The organism is Flavobacterium sp., from assembly GCF_036405015.1.
Classification (GTDB): domain Bacteria; phylum Bacteroidota; class Bacteroidia; order Flavobacteriales; family Flavobacteriaceae; genus Flavobacterium.
This window is the reverse complement of sequence record NZ_DASWYK010000107.1, coordinates 1-4,385: the sequence shown is the minus strand read 5'-3', so window position 1 is coordinate 4,385 and position 4,385 is coordinate 1. Positions and strand designations below refer to the sequence as shown.

The 4,385-nt window shown below is 31.4% G+C and carries 4 protein-coding genes and 1 pseudogene; 3 read left to right on the top strand and 2 right to left on the bottom strand.

Annotated features, from left to right (window positions below; all coding sequences use genetic code 11):
* A partial coding sequence (locus VGE71_RS08365) for a deoxynucleoside kinase (RefSeq protein ID WP_331137915.1) occupies nt 1-143 on the bottom strand: 143 nt, incomplete at its 3' end.
* Complete coding sequence (locus VGE71_RS08360; protein WP_331137914.1) at nt 143-958, bottom strand: hypothetical protein; 816 nt, start codon at nt 956-958, stop codon at nt 143-145. The genes VGE71_RS08365 and VGE71_RS08360, both read right to left, overlap by 1 nt.
* A gap of 215 nt (nt 959-1,173) precedes the next feature.
* Here VGE71_RS08360 and VGE71_RS08355 point away from each other — a divergent pair, with 215 nt between their 5' ends.
* The 3 genes and pseudogenes from VGE71_RS08355 to VGE71_RS08345 all read left to right on the top strand — a co-directional run.
* Nucleotides 1,174-2,061 (top strand): GLPGLI family protein, encoded by an 888-nt coding sequence (locus VGE71_RS08355; RefSeq protein WP_331137913.1) that lies wholly within the window; start codon nt 1,174-1,176, stop codon nt 2,059-2,061.
* 50 nt (nt 2,062-2,111) lie between these two features.
* Nucleotides 2,112-3,914 carry a carboxypeptidase-like regulatory domain-containing protein gene (locus VGE71_RS08350; protein WP_331137912.1) on the top strand — a complete coding sequence of 601 codons (1,803 nt, stop codon included), beginning with the start codon at nt 2,112-2,114 and terminating at the stop codon, nt 3,912-3,914.
* 75 nt (nt 3,915-3,989) lie between these two features.
* A pseudogene (locus tag VGE71_RS08345) lies at nt 3,990-4,385 on the top strand (TonB-dependent receptor); the annotation flags it as partial.

The window sequence follows — 4,385 nt, the reverse complement described above, 5'->3', positions numbered from 1 at the left end:
CGTTCCATTTGATGGTAAAAATCATCCAGATAAGGATTATCAACTACATCTTCATAATGAGGTTCCCATTTAAAATGTTTGGCTAATAATTTGGTCAGAGTGGTTTTTCCTGCGCCTATGTTTCCTGCTATTGCTATGTGCATTACGGTGTTACGATTTTATAATTGGATATATCTGTTGATGTAAAAATAGATAAAATTTGGTCTTTGTAATAAAAATTGTTAAAGGTTTTTTCTAAAATTTTAATCTCAGAAATTACATCAGAATTTGCTTTATTAAAGCCTTTGAAGTATAAAAAATTGTCCTTACTGAAAATATATTGTGTATTGTTGATTATTTCAATTTTGTCAAAATCGGAAATTTTACCCAATGAAGTGATTTTTCCAAAAATGTCACAGGAAAACCAATTGTTATTTTTGTCGATCCAATTAAAAGTATTGAAATCGGTTTGGTAATATTTAATCGGTTCGGTTAATGGAATCGAAACGGTTTTATATTCATTTTTTAAATAATCAAAAAGACCAATCTGTTGGTTTAAAGTATTATAAATCCATAATTGGTTTTGGGTTGACATTCCGATCGCATCGGCTACAATAGGTGTTGTACTTTGCGAAAAATTAATTTCGGTGATTTTATTCAATTGATTGTCTAATAAAACAATACTGTTGAAATCTTCATAAAACAAAACCATTTTTAACGGATTTTGTAAATCAACTTTGGTTATGTTTCCTAGAGAAACATTCTTATATTCAAAAAGTTCATTCCCTTTTGTTTTGCTGAAAACATTGTTTTTTATCTGATAAGAATAACCAAAAGAATCGTAACCTAAAAATTCATCAGCATCATTTTTGTAATGAGAAATTATCGTTGGATTTATACTGGAATCCTGTGCAGATATTGTATTTGCAGCACAGAAAACGAATAAAAAGAATAGTAATTTTTGCACTGTTTTACGCATTAGAAATTGATTTTCAAGAAGACCAAATTACAAAAAAACTAGCATTAGAAGTTCAATTTTGCCTTTTAAACCTTTCTTAATTCTAATAGTCTAAAAAATAGGCGGTTTTATCTATTTGCTACACCGATTAATATATTTAATTTTTAGGATTTTAAAATAAATAATACATTTGAATGTAAGTTTTTTCCAGCTTACTCACTTTTAAAGAAAATACAATGAGAAAGATACTTTTTTATATGACATTGATGCTTGTTGGTACTCAGATTCAGGCTCAAAAAGATTTTCAGGGAATGGCTGTTTACGAGTCAAAAACACAAGCACCTAAATTTGAAGGAATGCGTGGCAATAGAGATATAACGCCAGAAATGCAGAAAAGCATGGAAGAACGTATGAAAAAAATGCTCGAAAAAACATTTATTTTAAATTTCGACAAATCGGCATCTATTTACAAAGAAGAAGAAAAACTGGAAACTCCTGGACAACAGCAAGGAGGTTTTCGTGTCATGTTTGGTTCATTAACAGGAGGTGGAGGAACTTTCTATAAAGATGTAAAAGCAAAATCGTATACGGTTGATAAAGAATTTATGGGCAAAGAATTTCTGGTTGTGGATTCGCTTCCAAAATTAAATTGGAAGATGGAACAAGAAACCAAGCAAATTGGAGGCTATAATTGTTACAAAGCAACGGCAGTAAAACAAGCGAGTAAAACAGATTTTAGAAACTTCAGGCCTAAAAATAATGATGATAAAAAGGATGAAGCCAAAAAAACATCTGGAGATACCAAAACCAATTTTACAGACAATTTTGAAATACCAAAAGAAATCGTAGTAACCGCTTGGTATACGCCAGAAATCCCAGTTAATCAAGGGCCAGAAAATTATTGGGGACTTCCAGGATTAATTTTGGAAATCAATGATGGAACCACTACTATTTTATGCTCTAAAGTAGTTTTGAATCCTAAAGATAGAGCAGAAATTAAACCTTCTAAAAAGGGAAAAGTAATTTCTCAAAAAGAATATGACGAAACAGTGATTAAGAAAATGGAAGAATTTAGAGAGATGAATCGTGGACGTGCGGGCGGACCTCCTCCAATGGGAAGATAAAACTTCCAAAATTTAAAAATATCTAAATTCCAAATTCCAATATTCTGATAATGAATAGAGCGCTTTTTATTTTTGCCTTACTTTTTACTTCTATATGCTTTTCTCAAAGTATCCGTTTTGACGGTTTTATTCAAGACGAACAAAAAAATCCGTTGGAGATGGCCAATATTATGGCTATTAACAATGGTACAAAAGCAATGGATTCTTACGGAATTACTAATGATAAAGGAAAATTTCAGTTGACTTTAAAACCGAATACTTCTTATATCATTAAAGTAAGTTATCTTGGAATGAAATCTAAAGATATCGCCATAACCACAAAAACAGAAAACATTACACAGAATGTTGTTTTGGATGGTGCAGGAATCGAATTGGAAGGCGTGGAAATTGTACGCGAAATGCCAGTTTCTATCAAAGGAGATACGATTGTTTACAATGCGGATTCTTTTAAATCGGGAACAGAGAAAAAGCTCGAAGATGTACTGAAAAAACTTCCGGGAGTTGAGGTAAATGCCGATGGAGAAATCGAAGTAGAAGGGAAAAAAGTAAGTAAATTGATGGTGGAAGGAAAGGATTTTTTTGACGGAGATACTAAATTAGGGGTTAAAAATATTCCAGCAGATGCTATTGATAAAGTTCAGGTATTGCGAAATTATAACGAAGTAAGCGCACTAAAAGGTCTGGAAAATGATCAGGATAATGTCGCTATGAACATTAAACTGAAAGAAGGTAAAAAGAACTTTTGGTTTGGAGATGTTACTGCAGGAATTGGAGTTGCAGAATTGGACAGCCGTTATATTATTAATCCCAAATTGTTTTATTACAGTCCGAAATACAGTATTAACGTAATAACCAATTTTAATAATATTGGTGAATTACCTTTAACGGCGCAGGATTATTTTAAGTTTACTGGCGGATTCAAAAATATGATGAAAAAAGGAGGAAGTAGTTTTAATGTTTCTTCAAATGATCTAGGAATTTCATTGCTTCGAAATAATCGAGCTAAAGAAATTGAAACCAAATTTGGCGCGACAAACTTCGCATATTCAGTCAATAAATCATGGAATTTAAGCGGTTTCGGAATTCTTTCGACTTCAAAAACAGAATTAGAAACCAAATCACAGACTACGTATTTGGGTTCTGGAGATCAGGATAAGCGTGATGAAAATACAAATCAGAAGAATAATTTGGGACTTTTTAAATTAAGTTCAACGTATAAACCAAGTGATAAATTTCAGTTTGATTATGATATCTTAACCAAATTGACAAAACAAGAAGAATATTCAGATTTGTTGCGTGAATCGATTGTAACCAATCAGGCTACTTCAGAAACTATTTTTACAACAAAGAAACAAGATCCAACTTCTATAAATCAGAATTTGAATTTGTATTATACACAAAGCACTAAAAATATTTTTGCTTTTGAAATGCAGCATTTGTATCAGGACGAAAATCCTTTTTATAACGCTAATTTGCGCACGCAACCTTTTAGTGATGATTTTTTGACAGGATATAATTCTGGACAAAATCGAAATGACTACAATCAGAACCGTTTTGTGAAAACTAATAAATTGGATGCTAAATTGGATTACTATTATATGGTAACGCCAAAAAGCAATATCAATATTACTGTAGGGAATACCTATTCGTATCAAAATTTCAATTCACACATTTTTCAGATGTTAGATGACGGAACAAGAAACGATTTGACTGATTCCTCAAATAACAATGATGTAGATTATAGATTTAATGATGCCTTTTTAGGTTTCCATTATAAAATTCTAACAGGGAAATTTACTTTAACGCCTGGTGTAAGTGTACATACTTACCAAATGACAAACGGACAGCTGTGATCTGATTATTCTCATAATTTTGTAAAAGTGCTGCCAGATTTCTTTGCCTTATATCAAATCAAAAAATCAGAAACATTGACGTATAATTTCTCTTTAACGAATGATTTTACAGATATTAATCAATTAGCAGAAGGTTATGTTTTGTCTAATTATAGCAGTTTGTTTCGTGGAAATCGTTACTTAGAAAATGCAACTTCACAAGTACATTCGCTTCGTTATTTCAAATATAATATGTTCAATTTCGAGAATATTTTCGCAAATGCAACGTATACAAGAAAAGTGGATGCGATTAAAACAGAAGCCAATTTTGATGGAATTAATCAGTCTTCGGTTCCATATAATTCCAATTTAGCAGATGAAACTTTTTCCGGAATGGGAGCTTACGGTCGTTCATTTTTAAAGAATTACAAAGCCTCAGTAAGTGCAAGTTTGAACTGGTCAAAATTCAATAATATTCAAAATGACGATTTA